Origin of the sequence: Pseudomonas sp. JR33AA (assembly GCF_021378985.1) — a bacterium.
GTDB lineage: Bacteria > Pseudomonadota > Gammaproteobacteria > Pseudomonadales > Pseudomonadaceae > Aquipseudomonas > Aquipseudomonas alloputida.
Window position 1 is genome coordinate 45030 of the sequence record NZ_JAJSAW010000005.1, and the last position, 16317, is coordinate 61346.

Here is a 16317-nt window from a genome sequence, read left to right on the forward strand (position 1 = left end):
CCTACTCAGTACTTGAGCCGGATGGATCGTTTCCAGCATGGACGTTCGGCGCGCACTTTAGGGCGTGAAGAATGCAGAATCAACAGGCAATCCGGGCGTGATCGACGTGGATCGACGACCAGCCATTTGAATAACCGACTCGTGTGACCGGCTGATGTTCCCTGCGATCTTTCAAGCGTAAAAAATTGTGGAATGGAGCGTGTTGGGCCCTTTGCGGGCAAGCCCGCTGCTACAGGGGATACGCGCTCCATGTGGGAGCGGGCTTGCCCGCGAAAGGGCCGGGGGTGTTCATATTTATGGCCACATTTTCCTGTAACCCCCGTACAGGAAATCGCCCATAAATTTTTTGTTACCGACTGGCGGATTTGCTGCTTTTGATGAGAAACATTACTATTCGCACCCTTGTCTGCCTCCCTGATGACCCCGACCGTGTCCGGACACAAAGGCTTCCTCGACCACTACCATGAGCTGATCGGCACCTGGACGCGCAAGCTGCGCAGTCGTCAGCAGGCCGAGGACCTCACCCACGATGCCTTTGTCCGGGTACTGGAAACCCCGCGCGAGCAGGTTGAGCAGCCACGCGCCTACCTGCATCAGGCTGCACGCAATATCGCTGTGGATGGCTTCCGTCGCGAGGACCGCCGCCAGGCCCTGGAGCGGGAAGCCTTCGAAGAAGGCGCAACCGGCAGTGGCGACCCGGAAGCCTACGTGCATGCCCTGGAGCTGGCCGACAGCGTCGAGCGAGCCCTGGCCGAGCTGCCACTCAACTGCCGGCAGGTGTTCATCTGGCAGAAGCTCGAAGGCCTGACCCAGGCCGAGATTGCAGAGCGCATGGGGTTGAGCAAGAACATGGTCGAAAAGTATATGATCCGCACGCTCCGGCATCTGCGTGAGCACCTGGATGTGTCGGCATGAAGTGTCAGGAGACCTTTCGATGAAACAGCACGGTACCGATGCCGTCCGCGAGCAGGCGGCCGCATGGTTCGCCCGCGTGCAGGATGCACCTCGGGATGCCGGGCTGCACAAGCAGTTGCGTGCCTGGCTGGCGAGCGACGCGCACAACCGGGAAGAATACGAGCATCTCTGCCGCGTGTGGCAGGCCGCCGACTTCATTTCACGTCGGCGCCTTGAAGCGTTGTGCGAACCCGTCCCGGTGCAGCAACTGCCACGTCGGCGTTTCGTGCGTCAGGCCCTGGCCGCCAGTGTGGCGGTGTTGGCGTTGGGCCTGGGTTGGGGCGGCTGGCACCACCAGCAACTGAATCACCAGGCCAGCTTGCAGACCGCCTTCAATGAACGCCGCCAGGTCGAACTGCCTGATGGCTCGAACCTCGAGCTCAATGGCAGCACACAACTGCAGGTCGATTTCAGCTCCGGCCAGCGGCTTATCCGTCTGAGTGCCGGTGAGGTGATGTTCAGCGTCGCCCACGACAGTGCCAGGCCTTTTGTGGTCGACACTGCTCAAGGCCGTGTGACTGTGACTGGTACCCGCTTTGACGTGCGTCTGGACCCGGCCAGCACCCGGGTGGCGGTGGAGCAGGGTTCGGTGCGTGTACAGGGCAAGGGCGCCGCGCTGGCGCAGCTTACGGCCGGCCAGGGTTCGCATATCGATGCACAAGGCATGGTGACCGCCCCCTACGCAGTCAATACCGCTGCTGTTACTGCCTGGCGCCAGGGCAAGCTGGTGTTCGACAACGCCACCCTCGCCGAGGTGGTGGCCGAAGCTTCACGCTACCGTAGCCAACCGTTGCGGGTCGCCCCCGGTAAAGTCGCCCAGATGCGCCTTTCGAGCACCTTCAGCACCGATGACACCGACGCACTGCTACGGGCCTTGCCGAGCATCCTGCCGGTGGCCATCAAGGCCCATGAAGACGGCTCCAGCGAAATAATCGCCAAATAGATTCAGGTTTTTTTTCACTCGTTCGTCTTCCTCGCCAGCTGCAACTGCCAAGCATTTCCATTTGCACGCGGTTGGCGTTTATTCCGCATTCCAGGATGTTTCGACGACGTGAACAACAACAAACCCCTCCCACGCTTTCGCGCCCTGGCGCTGGCCCTGGCGGTCAGCGCCGTGACCGTCAACAGCCAGGCCGCAGAGGCGGGCAATACCCTCCAGATCCAGGCCCAGCCGTTGGGTTCGGCGCTGAACCAGCTCGGCCAGCAGACCCGCCTGCAGCTGTTTTTCAGCCCCGAGCTGGTCGCTGGAAAGCAGGCCCCGGCGGTATCGGGCAACCTGGCGCCGGTGCAGGCGCTGCAACAGTTGTTGCAAGGCAGCGGGCTCACCTTCGAGATGTCCGGGGACACCGTTGTGGTGAAGCCGCTGCCGACTACCCTTGACCTGGGCAGCGGCAGCCTGGAGCTGGCACCCACCGACATCAAGGTGGTCGGTGACTGGCTGGGTGATGCCCAGCAGAGCGTGGTACAGAACCATCCCGGGGCACGCACCGTGGTACGCCGCGAGGCAATGGTGGAGAAGGGCGCAATGAACGTGCGTGACGTACTGCGCGGCATCCCTGGCGTGCAAGTGCAGGACTCCAACGGAACCGGTGGCAGCGACCTGTCGCTGAACGTGGGCGTGCGCGGCCTTACTTCGCGCCTGTCGCCGCGCTCCACGGTACTGATCGATGGCATCCCGGCCGCCTTTGCGCCGTATGGCCAGCCACAGCTGTCGATGGCACCGATTTCCTCTGGCAATCTCGACAGCATTGACGTCGTACGCGGTGCCGGCTCGGTGCGCTACGGCCCGCAGAACGTGGGTGGCGTGATCAACTTCGTCACCCGGGCGATTCCGGAAAAGGCCTCGGCAGAGCTGTCCACCACCCTGGAGACCTCCCAGCACGGTGGCTGGAAACACACCGAGTCGGCTTTCGTCGGCGGTACGGCGGACAACGGCATGGGTGTGGCGCTGCTGTACACCGGCGTGAACGGCAACGGTTACCGTGAAAGCAACAACGGCAACGACATTGACGACGTTATCCTCAAGACGCACTGGGCGCCAACTGACGTCGATGAGTTCTGGCTCAACTTCCATTACTACGATGGCCGTGCCGATATGCCGGGTGGCCTGACCCAGGCTCAATACGACAGCAACCCGTACCAGTCGCTGCGCGATTACGACTACTTCGCGGGCCGGCGCAAGGATGTGTCGTTCAAATGGCAGCGGCAGCTCGACGATGCCACCCAGTTCGAAGTGCTGACCTACTACACCGACAGCTTCCGCGGCAGTACCATCGCCGCGCGGGACATGAAGACGTTGTCGTCGTACCCGCGCAACTACCACACCTTCGCCATCGAACCCCGTGTGTCGCGCATCTTCTTTGCCGGCCCGACCACCCAGGAAGTCAGTGTCGGTTACCGTTACCTGAAGGAAGCAATGCGCGAACAGTCGACTCGCCTGGCGCTGATCGACAACGTGCCGACGGTGACCCCGACTTCCGACGGCCACGTGTTCCAGGACCGCAGCGGCGGCACTGAGGCCAGCGCCTACTACATCGACGACAAGATCGACATGGGCAACTGGACCATCACCCCTGGCGTGCGCTTCGAGCACATCAATACCGACTGGCGCGACCGCCCGGTGCTGGACGCCAACAACCGTCCGGTAGCCGAGAAGAAGCGCAGCATCACCAGCAACGAGCCTTTGCCGGCACTGAGCGTGATGTACCACGTTTCCGATGCCTGGAAGGTGTTCGCCAACTACGAGACGTCGTTCGGTAGCCTGCAGTACTTCCAGCTGGGCCAGGGCGGTGCTGGCAACAGCACGGCCAATGGCCTGGAGCCGGAAAAAGCCAAGACCTACGAAATCGGTACACGTTATGACAATGGCGGCTTTGCCGGTGAGCTGACGGCGTTCTACATCGACTTCGATGATGAGCTGCAGTACATCAGCAACGACGTGGGCTGGACCAACCTGGGGGCGACCAAGCACCAGGGCATCGAGGCTTCGGTGCGTTATGACCTGGCCGGGCTGGACCCGCGGCTGGACGGGCTGTCGGTGAGCGGTGGCTACACCTATACCCGCGCGACCTATGAAGGGGATATCCCAGGGTTCAAGGGCCGAGACCTGCCGTTCTATTCACGCCAGGTGGCCACTGCCGGGGTGCGGTACGCGGTCAACCGCTGGACCTGGAACCTGGATGCCTACGCCCAATCCAAGCAGCGCGCGCCGGGGACCGGGATAAATGCCGATGGCAGTTTCAATGGCGACTACATCACCGAGCCGAGTGCTGACGGGCAGTATGGCGATATTCCGGGCTACGTGACCTGGCATGCCCGTGGCGGTTATGAGTTCGGGCCGCAGCTGTCCAACCTGAAGCTGGCGGCGGGGGTGAAGAACCTGTTCGACAAGCAGTACTTCACCCGCTCCAGCGACAACAATGCCGGCCTTTACGTGGGTGAGCCGCGGACTTTCTACGTGCAGGCCAGTGTTGGGTTTTGATCCCCGATTGCCGGAGCCGCGTTGCGCCCCTTCGCAGGTAACCCCCTCTTGTAGGAGCGGGTTTACCCGCGAAGGGGCGCAAAGCGCCCCGTCAGTTACGAAACCACCGCCTCGGCCGGCGAAACAATACTGCTCTTCGCCCCCCGCGATCTCCCCGAACTCAGGTACGCCGCAATCGATTCCTGCGTCACCTCGCCCAAGAACACCTGCTCGGCATCCAGCACCGGCAACCATGCCCGGTTGAACTCGTACATGCGCGACAACAAAATGCGCAAGTGCTCATCATGCGAAGCCGTGGCATTGAACGGTCGCAGGAAATCGCCACATGTCCCTTGCTGGCGGTGCATGTCGCGCCGGCGCACATAGCCCAGGGCCTTGTTTTGCGCATCGGTCACCACCACGTAGCGGCGGTCGTGCTCATCGAGCAGCTCCAGCGCGTCGCTCACCGGTGTTTCCGGGCTCACCGACGGCGCGTTGTCCGCTGCATCCTCGGCACGCACCAGCAGTAGGCGCTTGAGCGTGCTGTCCTGGCCCACGAAGTTGCTGACGAAATCATCCGCCGGGTGCGCCAGCAGGGTATCCGGATGGTCCAGCTGCAACAGCTTGCCGGCACGGAAGATGGCAATCTTGTCGCCCAGTTTGATCGCTTCGTCGATGTCGTGGCTGACCATGATCACGGTCTTGTTCAGCGCCCGCTGCATTTCGAAGAACTCGTTCTGGATCATCTCGCGGTTGATCGGGTCGACCGCGCCGAACGGCTCGTCCATCAACAGCACGGGTGCATCTGCTGCCAGGGCACGAATCACGCCGATACGCTGTTGCTGGCCGCCGGACAGCTCGCGCGGGTAGCGTTGCAGGTACTGCTTGGGTTCGAGCTTGATCATGTGCATCAGCTCGCGAGCACGCTCGTGGCATTTCTGCTTGTCCCAGCCGAGCAGGCGTGGCACCACGGTGATGTTCTCTTCGATGGTCATGTTGGGAAACAAACCGATCTGCTGGATCACATAGCCGATGTGTCGGCGCAGGGTGACTTCGTCCAGCCCGGTGGTGTCTTCGCCATTGATGAACACCTGGCCGGAGGTGGGCGTGATCAGGCGGTTGATCATTTTCAGCGTGGTGCTCTTGCCGCAGCCCGACGGGCCGAGGAACACGCAGATTTCCCCTTCGTTGACGGTGAGGCTTACCGAGTCGACGGCTTTGACGTCCTTGCCGTTGACGTTGAAGGTTTTGCTGAGGTTCTTCAGTTCGATCATGAGCGCAGTCCTTCTGGAGTCAGGGCACGTTGCAGGGTTTGCAGCAGCAGGTCGGCGATGATCGCCAGCAGGCTGACCAATACGGCGCCGACCAGCAGCATCGACATGTCGCTGCGGCTGATGGAGGTAAGAATCAGCACGCCGAGGCCGCCGGCGCCGATGGTGGCGGCAATGGTCATGACGCCGATGTTCATCACCACGGCGGTGCGCACGCCGGCGAGGATCACCGGTACGGCGATGGGCAGCTCGACCATGCGCAGGCGCTGGCCGAAGGTCATGCCGATGCCGCGCGCGGCTTCACGGATACCGGGCTCGACATTGGTCAGGGCCAGGTAGGTGTTGCGCAGGATGGGCAACAGCGAATAAAGGAACACGGCAGTGATCGCAGGCAAGGGGCCCAGCCCCTGGCCGAACTTGGAGTAGAACGGCAGCAGCAGGCCGAACAACGCAATCGATGGGATGGTCAGCAGCACCGTGGCGCTGGCCTGCAGCGGGCCGGCCACCGCCGGGAAGCGGGTCATCAGGATGCCCAGCGGCACGCCAACGAGGATCGCCAGGCCGACGGCGATGCCGACCAGCATGATGTGCTGCCAGGTCAGTTGCAGTACCTGGGCCCAGTCGAGGTGGGCGAACGTGTCGAGCAGGCTCATGGCTGTACCTCCTTGAGGGGATGCTCGCGCAGGAATGCGGCGGCCACTGCGGTCGGGTTCTGGTGGTCTACGTCGACCTTGGCATTGAGCTGGCGCATGGTCTCGTCATCGAGTTGTTCAGCCAGTGGCTTGAGCAGGGCGGCCAGTTGCGGGTTGGCGTCGAGCACGGCCTTGCGCACCACCGGGGCGGCGGTGTAATCGGGGAAGTAGTGCTTGTCGTCCTCGAGCAGCTTGAGGTTGAACGCGCTCAGGCGACCGTCGGTGGTGTAGACCAGGCCTGCGAACACCTGGTTGTTGTGCATGGCCGTATAGACAAGGCCCGCGTCCATCTGACGGATGTTGGCGCGGCCGACCTGCAGGTCGTACATCTCCTTGAGCCCGACCAAGCCGTCGGGGCGGTTGGCGAACTCGGTGTCCAGGGCCACCAGGTGGTTACGCTTGCGCTCGTCACGCAGCACGTGGTTGAGGTCGCTGATCGAGTTGATCTGCGGGTAGGCCTCGGCGACCTGCTTCGGCAAGCCGAGCGCATAGGTGTTGCTGAATTTCGACGGGGTCAGCCAGATCAGGTCTTTTTTGGCATCCAGCGCCTTGACCTTGGCGTAGGTGGCCTCGGCGCTGGGCATACGCTCATCGATGTGGTTGTAGGACACCAGCGACACCCCGGTGTATTCCCACATCAGGTCGAGCTGGCCGGTTTCCTGGGCCTGGCGAGCGATGCTGCTGCCAAGGCCGGTGGTGACGCGTACGTCAAAGCCGTGAGCGCGCAGGTACTGCGCGGTGATTTCGGCGAGCACGGTCTGTTCGGTGAACACCCGCGCGCCGATGCGCACCAGGGGTTTTTCCGCTGCCTGGGCAACTCCTGCGAACAGCAGGGCCGCGCCCAGCAGCAAGGCGATTCTCTTCTTCATACGTTTCCTATCCTTATTGGGCCAGGCCACGTTCCAGCCAGCGCCTGCTGGAGAAACTCACCGCCGCGTCCAGCACCAGTGCCAGTAGCGCGGTGCAGGCGGCCCCCAGCAGCAGCTGCGGCTGGTTGTTCAGGGCGATGCCGGGGAAGATCAGGCTGCCCAGGCTGTTGGCGCCGATCAGGAATGCCAGCGGTGCGGTGCCGACGTTCAACGCCAGGGCCACGCGTACGCCGCCGACGATGATCGGCACGGCATTGGGCAGTTCCACCTGCCACAGTTGCTGGCGCGGGGTCATGCCAATGCCGGTAGCGGCTTCCTTGAGCGAGGCAGGGACGTTTTTCAGGCCTTCGTAGGTGTTGCGCACGATGGGCAGGAGGGAGGCGAGGAACAATGCGAAGATCGCAGGCCCGGCGCCGATGCCCAGGATACTCAGGGCGATGGCCAGAACGGCCAGAGGGGGGATGGTGTTGCCAACGTTGAAGAACTGCATGAAGCGCTCGGCTTTGTCGACCCGGTGCGGTCGACTTAACGCAATGCCGGCGGGGATGCCCACGGCCAGCGCCGCCGCCATCGAAGCCAGCACCAATACCAGGTGCGCTTGCAGGTAGAACCCAAGATCATCGCGATAACGCGCGATCGTGTCGATGCCGATCCAGTGGACCAGCAGGGCCAGGATGACGAGCACGGCGGCCCATCCCAACAGCCCCTTTCCGTAGCGTTTAGCCACAGGCGGACTCCTTGTGTTGTCGGCGAGCACACTTCTTGGAAGCCGGCCAGTCCTGGCGGCGGGTGGTGTGTTCGCGAGTAGCAGCGAGAGGCAAGCCGAAGGCTGCGATCAGGCCATGAGCCGAACCCCGTCGGGCCCGAAAATGCTGATGAAACCAGTCCCCAACCGAAGCGGTTTGCAGGGGAGTGGACGTCTCCGTAGGTGTAAAGGTTCCCATCTGGGACGGCATTTGGCCAGCGGTAATCGCTGGGTCGAGGGATTTTGGGCGAGAAAAAACAGCGAGTTAATGTGCTACAGGCGTTGAAATAACTGCGCTTTGGGCATTCGTCGTGATAAAGCGATTGTTTGGTGAATTTGTTGCGGCAGGTCCGGCCCTTTCGCGGGTAAACCCGCTCCTACAAGGACCGCACGACATTGCAATCTTTGTAGGAGCGGGTTTACCCGCGAAAGGGCCGGCACAGGCGCCATTCATTCGGCAAATTTTGGTCCAGGCCCAACTTCAGGTATAATACTGCCCCTTTCAAATCCCCCAGTCAGGCGATTTCCCATGACCAACCAGGCCGCCGAAGTCGCGAAGCGCCGCACTTTCGCAATCATTTCCCACCCCGACGCCGGTAAGACCACCATCACCGAGAAGCTGCTGCTGATGGGCAAGGCCATTGCCGTCGCCGGTACCGTGAAGTCGCGCAAGTCCGATCGCCATGCCACCTCCGACTGGATGGAAATGGAGAAGCAGCGCGGCATCTCCATCACCACTTCGGTGATGCAGTTCCCGTATCGCGAGCACATGATCAACCTGCTCGACACCCCCGGCCACGAAGACTTCTCGGAAGACACCTACCGCACCCTGACCGCTGTGGACTCGGCGCTGATGGTGCTTGACGGCGGTAAAGGTGTAGAGCCGCGTACCATCGCCCTGATGGACGTGTGCCGCCTGCGCGATACGCCCATCGTCAGCTTCATCAACAAACTCGACCGAGACATCCGCGACCCGATCGAACTGCTCGACGAGATCGAAGCCGTTTTGAAGATCAAGGCCGCGCCAATCACCTGGCCGATCGGTTGCTACCGCGACTTCAAGGGCGTGTACCACCTGACCGGTGACTACATCGTGGTGTACACCCCGGGCCACGGCCACGAGCGCACCGAAGCCAAGATTATCCAGAACCTGGACTCGGACGAAGCCCGCGCGCACTTGGGCGACCAGTACGACGCGTTCGTCGAGCAACTTGAGCTGGTGCAGGGCGCTTGCCACGAGTTCAACCAGGACGAGTTCATCAACGGTCAGCTGACCCCGGTGTTCTTCGGTACTGCGCTGGGTAACTTCGGTGTCGACCACGTGCTCGACGCCGTGGTCGACTGGGCACCGCGTCCGCTTGGCCGTGTGGCCCACGAGCGCACCGTGGAGCCTGTGGAAGAGAAGTTCACCGGCTTCGTGTTCAAGATCCAGGCGAACATGGACCCGAAACACCGCGACCGTATCGCCTTCATGCGCATCTGCTCGGGCAAGTACGAGAAAGGCATGAAAATGCGCCACGTGCGCCTGAACAAAGACCTGCGTATCGGCGATGCGCTGACGTTCTTCTCCTCGGAGCGTGAGCAGCTGGAAGAAGCCTTTGCCGGTGACATCATCGGCCTGCACAACCACGGCACCATCCAGATCGGCGACACCTTCACCGAAGGCGAGGCGCTGGGCTTCACCGGTATCCCGCACTTCGCGCCGGAGCTGTTCCGCCGCGTACGCCTGAAAGACCCGCTGAAATCCAAGCAACTGCGTCAAGGCCTGCAGCAGCTGGCCGAAGAAGGTGCTACCCAGGTGTTCTTCCCTGAGCGCAGCAACGACATCATTCTCGGTGCGGTCGGTGTGCTGCAGTTCGACGTGGTCGCCAGCCGCCTGAAGGAAGAGTACAAGGTGGAGTGCGCCTACGAGCCTATCACCGTGTGGTCGGCGCGCTGGATCAGCTGCGATGACAAGAAGAAGCTCGAGGAATTCCAGACCAAGGCCATGGAAAACCTGGCCATCGACGGCGGGGGGCACCTGACCTACCTGGCGCCGACCCGGGTCAACCTGGCGCTGATGGAAGAGCGCTGGCCGGACATCAATTTCCGCGCTACCCGCGAGCACCACTGATCTCGGTCGCCTGCTCCTGACCCTGTGTAGGAGCGGGTTTACCCGCGAATGCGATGTTGAAACTACCGACGCATTCGCGGGTGAACCCGCTCCTACAGGGATGGCGTAACGCCCGAAATCAGTTCCCTGCCTTGATACTGGTCCAGATTCGCGTACGAATACGGTCGATCTTCGCCGGCATCGCCTCCAGCGCATACAGCTTGCCCATCACCTCGTCGCTCGGGTAAATCATCGTATTGCCCTTCATCGCCGGGTCTACCAGGCCGTCTGCCTTGAGGTTGCCGTTTGCGTATTGCACATGGTTGCTGATGTTGGCCATCACTTCCGGCTGCAGCAGGTAGTTCATGTAGGCATATCCGGCCTTTTCATCCGGCGCATCGACGGGCATGGCGACCATGTCGAACCACATCGGCGCGCCCTCCTTGGGTATCGAATAGCCCACCTTCACGCCATTGTTCGCCTCATCGGCGCGGTTCTTCGCCTGCAGCACATCCCCTGAGAAACCCACCACCACGCAGATATCACCGTTGGCCAGGTCGCCCGTGTACTTGGACGAGTGGAAATAGCTGATGTACGGCCGCACCTTCATCAGCAGGTCCTTGGCCTTCTCGTAGTCCTTGGGGGCTTGGCTGTGATGGGGCAAGCCCAGGTAGTGCAGGGCGATCGGCAGCAGTTCGGGGCCATTGTCCAGCACCGCGACGCCACAGCTTTTGAGCTTGCTCATGTACTCGGGCTTGAAGATCAGGTCCCAGGAGTCCACGGGCGCGTTGTCGCCGAGCACCGCCTTGACCTTGTCGATGTTGTAGCCAATACCGGTACTGCCCCACAGGTACGGGAAGCCGTACTGGTTGCCTGGGTCGTTCACCTCCAGCGCCTTGAGCAGCACCGGGTTGAGGTTGTGCCAGTTGGGCAGCTGGGACTTGTCCAGGCGCTTCAAGGCCTTGCCCTGGATCTGCCGGGCCATGAAATGGTTGGAGGGGAACACCACGTCGTAGCCGGAATTGCCGGTCATCAGCTTGCCATCGAGGGTTTCATTGCTGTCGTACACGTCATAGGTCGGCACGATGCCGCTGGCTTGCTGGAAGTTCTTCAACGTATCGGGGGCCACATAGCTGGACCAGTTGTAGATCTTCACCGTTTCAGCGGCGCTGGCCACGCTGGCGGCCAGCATCAGGGGGGCGAGGAGGAGGGTGCGCATGTCGGTTTACCTTGCTTTGTCTGTTGTTATCGAAGGCAGGCGATCAGCGGATCAGAAAATAAGCACGTAGGTCTTGCGCACGGTCTCCTGGATGTCCCAGGTGCCGGTGCTGTTGGCCGGTAGCATCAATGCATCTCCGGCTTCTATGACCAGGGGCTCGCCACCGTCGGGGGTGAACGTGCAGCGGCCCTTGATGAAATGGCAGAACTCCTGTTGCACGATCTGCCGCCGCCAGCGCCCTGGGGTGCATTCCCAGATGCCGGTTTCAACGCCATCGCTGCGCTCCACGCAGGTGACTGACGTGACTGCCACGGGTTCGCCGAGCGGTACTGCGACCGGGTTGCAGCTGTCGAGCACGGCACATTCGGTGTTCTTGAACTGGGTGATGCTCATGACCGGTGGATCCTGTACGAGTGATAAGGGAAGTCAGTGCATGAAACCTTCCATGAAGTCCGCAACCGAGATGGCCAGGCGCCGCCTCCACGGCGCGCTGGCGGGGTTGGCGAGGGTCCGGTCCTCGTGGACGAAGCTCTGGATGATCGCGTTGTAGCCCAGCCAGCGGCAGGGCTCGGGAGGCCAGCTGGCCAGGCTCGATAGCGGGCGGTTGTCGAGCACCCAGGGTTGCGCCGTCAGTTCGTTGCGCTGGTTGAGGATCAGCGCCGCCAGGGTGCGCCCACCCAGGTTGGTCGCCCCGACGCCTTCGCCGCCGTAGCCGCCGGCAAGGGCGATGCCGCGCTGGCGGTCGCAGAGCATGTGTGGGCGGAAGCGCCGCGCCATGCCCAGGTTTCCGCCCCAGGTATGGGTGATGCGTACCTGTTTGAGCTGCGGGAACAGTTCGCTGAACAGGTAGCGGCGCAGTTCGATTTCATGGTCGTCCAGGTTGAAGTTCTCCCGCAGACGCCCACCGAAGCGGTAACCACCGCGGGCACCGAACACCAGGCGGTTGTCGGCGGTGCGCTGGCCGTAGGTAACCTGGCGGCTGCTTTCACTGAAGGCTTGGCCCTGGCTCAGGCCAATCTGCTCCCAGGTGGCCTCTGGCAGCGGCTCGGTGGCCACCAGCAGGCTCTGTACCGGCAATTGGTGTTTGCCCAGTGGCGGCAGGCTGGCGGCGTAACCCTCCACGGCTGGCACCATCCACTGGCAGCGAATCTGTGCCAGCGGGGTACGCACCTCGCTCGGCTGCCAGTCGATGGCCGGGGTGTTTTCGTAGATCGATACGCCCAGCGCCTCCACTGCCCGGGCAAGGCCGCGCACCAGCTTGGCTGGCTGGATGGTCGCCGTGTGCGGGCTGTAGATGGCTCCAAACGCATTGCTGACCCGCAGCTGGCTCCCCAGCTGCTCGGGGCTCAGCCAGCGGTAGTCGTCCTCGGTCATGCCTTGGCGATACATCTCGTCGAGGTAGGCGCGCAGGCTGCTTTCCTGCTCCGGGTAGCGCGCCGCGCAATACAGCACGCCGCCTTTGCGGTAGTCGCAGTCGATGCCTTCGCTTTGCAGCACGCGATGAACTTCATCAGGGATGCCGTGCAGCAGGTCGATGCTGGCGCGGCGCTGTTGCGGCGAGAGGGTGCCGAGCAGGCGGTCTTCGCCCAGCAGGTTGCCCATCAGCCAGCCCCCATTACGGCCGGAGGCGCCGAAGCCGGCGATTTGGGCTTCGATCACCGCAATGTTCAGCTGGGGTGCCTGGCGCTTGAGGTAGTAAGCGGTCCAAAGGCCGGTATAGCCGGCACCGATGATGCACACGTCGACGTCGAGGTCATTGCGCAGTGCCGGGCGCGCGCACAGCGGCTCGTCGAGCTGGTCCATCCACAGGCTGAGCGTGCGCAGGGGTTGCATCGGGTTCGGCTCCACATCCGTCAAGGTCTGTGGGCGATCGTAGTGGTGTCAGCGGGCAGCTGTCTTACGTGCGTGCACGCAGGGAAATCTGCTTCAGGTAGGCCTTGGGCGTGAGCCCGGTGTGCTCACGGAAGCACTTGTAGAACGCCGACAGCGAGTTGAAGCCGGCACTGAAGGCCAGCTCGTCGATCGTCGCCTCGGCGCTGTCATCGCCGAGGCTGGCCATCAGGTGCTGCAGGCGTGCCTGGTTGACGTAGCGGTAGAAGCTTTGCCCCAGAACCTGGTTGAGCAGGTAGGAGATCTGGTTGCGGCTGTAGCCGCTGGCGTCGGCGACCTGTTGCAGGTCGAGCTCCGGGTCGAGGTAGGGGCGTTGACGCTGGAAGTAGTGCTCCAGGTCCTGGGCCATGGTCGACAACTGCCGGGGTGACAGGCCCAGCCGGCTGGTGGCGGGGCGCGGGCCACTGTTTGCGTGGCCTGTGCTGTTCCGGCGGACCAGCGTGGCGTATTCGTTAACCCGCCAGATCAGCCCGTCCCTGACGGTGATCGCCTCGCTGGACTGGAACGCAACCAGGCCGTCGCCGCCCTGGACGGTGACCTGATACTGGATGAACGCGGTGCAGCCATCGACGCGGATGCGGTCGCTGTGGACGATGTCCTCGCCAGCTTCATGGGGCAGGCAAGCGCGTACGTAGTCGCGCAGTTCCTGGTGGCCGAGCACGCGGTTCTGGAAGAAGTCGTGGTACTGGATATCGGGGTGGTAGAGCGCCATGACGCCATCGAGGTCGCGATGCTTCCAGCAGAGGTGGTAGCGCAACACGACGTCGGCGGTAAGCGGCGTTTGCTCGGGGCCGTCGGGGAGGGTGGTGGCGATCATGGGTGGATAGTGCATTGCAGAACACCCAGGTGCAAGGGCGTGGATCCTGCATATTGCACGGTTTACTCAGGCGGCTTGCAGGGTAAGCCTCTGATTCTTATGAATGTAGTTTTTTGATACAACTGGCATGGCGGCTGCACCTTTCTTGTCACCATTGAACAAGGAGAAAGGCCATGCGCTCGATACTGCTTTGGATGATTGGGGTGCCGATTCCGGTGATCATTCTGATCTGGTTCTTTATGCATTGAGAACGTGTAGACCTGTGCCGCGAAAGGGCCGCTGAAGCGGCCCCCCAGGTACAGCTGTCATTCATGAACCGCTGGGGCTGATGTGCAGCCCTTTTCCGACAAAAACGCAGCTGCTTCGATCTACAGGAACTGCTCCGCATAGTGGCAGGCAACTTGCCGCGTACTCACCTGCCTCAGCGCCGGCACCTCCTTGGCACACCGCTCTGTCGCATACGGGCAGCGTTTGTGGAACGCACACCCATCCGGTGGGTTCAGCGGGTTGGGCAGCTCCCCGACGATGCGAATCTTCAGCTTCAACGGGTCTGGATGAATCGCCGGTGTCGCCGACAGCAACGCCTGGGTATAGGGATGCAGCGGCTTGTTGTAGATGTCCTCTTTCGGCCCCATTTCTGCCGGCCGCCCCAGGTACATCACCAGTACCTGATCCGCCACATGTCGCACCACCGCCAGGTTGTGCGAGATGAACACGTAGGCGGTGTTGAACTCCTTCTGCAGGTCCATGAACAAGTTCAGCACCTGCGCCTGAATCGACACGTCCAGCGCGGAGGTTGGTTCGTCGGCCACCAGCACCTTGGGTTGCAGCATCATCGCCCGGGCCAGGGCGATACGCTGGCGCTGGCCGCCAGAGAACATGTGAGGGTAGCGCTGGTAGTGCTCGGGGCGCAGGCCGACCTGTTCCATCATCTTCTGCACCTTGTCGCGGCGCTCGGCCTTGCTCAGCGAGGTGTTGATCAGCAGCGGTTCGGCCAACTGGTCACCGATCTTCTGCCGTGGGTTGAGCGAGGCGTAGGGGCTCTGGAACACCATCTGCACATCGCGGCGCAGTTGCTTGCGCTCTGCCTTGCTGGCGCCCTTCACCTCGGTGCCGGCAATTTGCAGCGAGCCGGACGACGGCTCTTCGATCAGGGTCAGGGCGCGGGCCAGGGTCGACTTGCCACAGCCGGACTCACCGACCACGGCCAGGGTCTTGCCGGCCTCCAGTTCGAACGACACGCCATTGAGCGCGCGCACCAGCGCGTGGCCCTTGAACAGCCCGCGGGACACTTCGTAATGCCGGGTCAGCTCCCGTGCGGTAAGTACGACGGCCATCACGCCACCTCCTGGTTCAGCGGGTAGAAGCAACGCACCAGGCTGTGGGCCTGTGGGTCGAGGGGCGGGCGCTGGCGCCGGCAATTGTCCTGTACATAGGGGCAGCGGGGTGACAGCAGGCAACCGACCGGGCGGTCGTAGCGGCCGGGGACGATGCCAGGCAGTGTGGCCAGGCGTTCGGCGCCAATGCTGTGCTCGGGGATCGCGGCGAGCAGGGCTTCGCTATAAGGGTGGGCGGGTACGTCGAACAGTTCTGGCACCTGGCCCACTTCCACGGCCTGGCCGGCGTACATCACGCACACCCGCCGGGCGGTTTCGGCGACCACGGCGAGGTCGTGGGTGATCAGGATGAGCGCCATGTTGCGCTCCTTCTGCAGGTTGACCAGCAGCTCCATGATCTGTGCCTGGATGGTCACGTCGAGGGCCGTGGTCGGTTCGTCGGCGATCAGCAGCTTGGGCTCGCCGGCAATGGCCATGGCGATCGCCACACGTTGGCTCATGCCGCCTGACAGCTGGTGCGGGTAAGCGTCCAGGCGGCTTTCGGCGGCCGGGATCTCGACCTTTTTCAGCAGCTCAAGGGCACGCTGGCGTGCAGCCTTGCCTTTCAGGCCCAGGTGCTGTCGCAGCACTTCCTCGATCTGGAAGCCTACGGTGTAGCTGGGGTTGAGCGCGGTCATCGGGTCCTGGAAGACCATGGCGATGTCCTTGCCCACCACCTTGCGCCGCTGACGGCCGCTGAGCTTGAGCATGTCGGTGCCGTCGAATGTCAGGGCGTCGGCGGTGATGCGCCCGGGGGCATCGATCAGGCCCATCAGGGCCATCATGGTGACCGACTTGCCCGAGCCGGACTCGCCGACGATGGCCAGGATTTCGCCGGCGTCTACCACCAGGTCAAGGCCATCCACCACGGGTACCGCATTGGTGTCGCCGAAGCGCACGTTGAGGTTGTTGATCTGCAAAAGTGGCATGAC

14 protein-coding genes are annotated in these 16317 nt (G+C 62.6%); 4 read left to right on the top strand and 10 right to left on the bottom strand.

What is annotated here, in order from left to right:
- Positions 1-417 precede the first annotated feature (417 nt).
- The 3 genes from LVS58_RS10160 to LVS58_RS10170 all read left to right on the top strand — a co-directional run bounded on the left by LVS58_RS10160 (position 418) and on the right by LVS58_RS10170 (position 4435).
- Positions 418-915 carry an RNA polymerase sigma factor gene (locus tag LVS58_RS10160; RefSeq protein ID WP_012051258.1) on the top strand — a complete coding sequence of 166 codons (498 nt, stop codon included), beginning with the start codon at positions 418-420 and terminating at the stop codon, positions 913-915.
- 19 nt (positions 916-934) lie between these two features.
- On the top strand, positions 935-1897 hold the full coding sequence (locus LVS58_RS10165) for a FecR family protein (RefSeq protein WP_233690961.1): 963 nt from the start codon (positions 935-937) through the stop codon (positions 1895-1897).
- Between the two features lie 108 nt (positions 1898-2005).
- Positions 2006-4435, top strand: a complete 2430-nt coding sequence (locus tag LVS58_RS10170) for a TonB-dependent siderophore receptor (RefSeq protein WP_233690962.1) — start codon at positions 2006-2008, stop codon at positions 4433-4435.
- Between the two features lie 95 nt (positions 4436-4530).
- On the opposite strand, the gene LVS58_RS10175 is transcribed toward LVS58_RS10170, so the two are convergent.
- From LVS58_RS10175 to LVS58_RS10190, 4 genes are read right to left on the bottom strand one after another with little or no spacing between them, the layout of a single operon-like run.
- Positions 4531-5688, bottom strand: a complete 1158-nt coding sequence (locus tag LVS58_RS10175) for an osmoprotectant ABC transporter ATP-binding protein OsmV (RefSeq protein ID WP_064492379.1) — start codon at positions 5686-5688, stop codon at positions 4531-4533.
- Positions 5685-6338: an ABC transporter permease gene (locus LVS58_RS10180; protein ID WP_010952080.1), complete on the bottom strand. Its 654-nt coding sequence runs from the start codon at positions 6336-6338 to the stop codon at positions 5685-5687. Before LVS58_RS10180 ends, LVS58_RS10175 begins: the two co-directional genes overlap by 4 nt.
- Positions 6335-7246 (bottom strand): glycine betaine ABC transporter substrate-binding protein, encoded by a 912-nt coding sequence (locus LVS58_RS10185; protein ID WP_233690963.1) that lies wholly within the window; start codon positions 7244-7246, stop codon positions 6335-6337. The genes LVS58_RS10180 and LVS58_RS10185 overlap by 4 nt, the downstream gene beginning before the upstream one ends.
- Before the next feature lie 13 nt (positions 7247-7259).
- Entirely contained in the window at positions 7260-7973 is a 714-nt protein-coding gene (locus tag LVS58_RS10190; protein ID WP_003248483.1) for an ABC transporter permease, read from the bottom strand.
- Positions 7974-8520: 547 nt separating this feature from the next.
- Between LVS58_RS10190 and LVS58_RS10195 the strand changes: the two genes are divergently transcribed.
- Entirely contained in the window at positions 8521-10104 is a 1584-nt protein-coding gene (locus LVS58_RS10195; protein WP_233690964.1) for a peptide chain release factor 3, read from the top strand.
- A gap of 118 nt (positions 10105-10222) precedes the next feature.
- On the opposite strand, the gene LVS58_RS10200 is transcribed toward LVS58_RS10195, so the two are convergent.
- The 6 genes from LVS58_RS10200 to LVS58_RS10225 form a co-directional block, all read right to left on the bottom strand.
- The gene (locus LVS58_RS10200; protein WP_233690965.1) at positions 10223-11302 is read right to left on the bottom strand and encodes a polyamine ABC transporter substrate-binding protein; all 1080 of its coding nucleotides are present in this window, start codon (positions 11300-11302) and stop codon (positions 10223-10225) included.
- 51 nt (positions 11303-11353) lie between these two features.
- A complete protein-coding gene (locus LVS58_RS10205; RefSeq protein ID WP_233690966.1) occupies positions 11354-11695 on the bottom strand; it encodes a cupin domain-containing protein in 342 nt (113 codons plus the stop codon).
- A gap of 33 nt (positions 11696-11728) precedes the next feature.
- Entirely contained in the window at positions 11729-13135 is a 1407-nt protein-coding gene (locus LVS58_RS10210) for an NAD(P)/FAD-dependent oxidoreductase (RefSeq protein WP_233690967.1), read from the bottom strand.
- 64 nt (positions 13136-13199) lie between these two features.
- Positions 13200-14024, bottom strand: coding sequence for an AraC family transcriptional regulator (locus tag LVS58_RS10215; RefSeq protein WP_233690968.1), 825 nt, complete (start codon positions 14022-14024; stop codon positions 13200-13202).
- Between the two features lie 353 nt (positions 14025-14377).
- Positions 14378-15346, bottom strand: a complete 969-nt coding sequence (locus tag LVS58_RS10220) for a peptide ABC transporter ATP-binding protein (protein WP_233690969.1) — start codon at positions 15344-15346, stop codon at positions 14378-14380.
- Positions 15346-16314, bottom strand: coding sequence for an ABC transporter ATP-binding protein (locus LVS58_RS10225; RefSeq protein ID WP_233690970.1), 969 nt, complete (start codon positions 16312-16314; stop codon positions 15346-15348). Before LVS58_RS10225 ends, LVS58_RS10220 begins: the two co-directional genes overlap by 1 nt.
- Positions 16315-16317: the final 3 nt, after the last annotated feature.